Genomic DNA, 768 nt, shown 5'->3' on the forward strand with positions numbered 1-768 from the left:
GCCACTGCCTGGGCACGACGCTCGGAGAGCTTCTGGTTGTAGGCCTCCGGGCCGATGCGGTCGGTGTGACCGAGGACGCGGATGCTGCTGACCTCCCAGTCACGGTCGATGCGCTGGGCCATCTGGTCGAGGCGGGCACGGCCCTCGTCGGTGAGGGTGGCCTTGTCGAAGCCGAACAGCGTACGCGCATCGATGGTGACGCGCTCGGTGCGCTCAACCATCTTCGGCTCCGGCTCGGGCTCCGGCTCCGCGGTCTCGATGACGTCGCCGCACTCCTCGCGCTTCTGCATCTTCGACTGGTTCGGGTCGTACCAGCACTCACCGTCCGCGTTCTTCCAGACCGTGTCCTGCGGGTTCGACCAGTAGGCGCCCTCCTTGTCCATCATGCTGTTGTCGGCACTGGCGAGGCCGGCCGCTCCCAGCGTCAGCACCAGCCCCAGGCCGATGGGCAGAAGGGTGTTCTTCATATCGAAACGCATCATTGCTTCTTCTCCTGTCTCCCGTCGTGGGGATGTATTTGCCGTTTGCTAGCCGGTCCCTGCGGGAACCCCTGCAGCTCCAGTCTTTCAGTACTACCGTCCCGACAGCAAGAGTGTGCGCGATTTCACGTATTTCAACCGTGCGCACGCGTCGACATGTCGCCATGTGCGGCGCTGCATGTCTGCGTAATCGTAGAAGATAAACGCGGGTTTTCATTCCCGAGCCGTAAATGGCTATCGTATCCACGACCGGCCGTCGGCCATTAGTGACACCCCTCGGGAGGAAAGC

1 protein-coding gene is annotated in these 768 nt (G+C 62.9%); it reads right to left on the reverse strand.

Annotated elements, in window-relative coordinates:
• A partial coding sequence (locus G7A99_RS22470; protein WP_163144237.1) for an OmpA family protein occupies positions 1 to 482 on the reverse strand: 482 nt, incomplete at its 3' end.
• Positions 483 to 768: the final 286 nt, after the last annotated feature.

The sequence above is a fragment of the Arhodomonas sp. KWT genome (assembly GCF_010993615.1).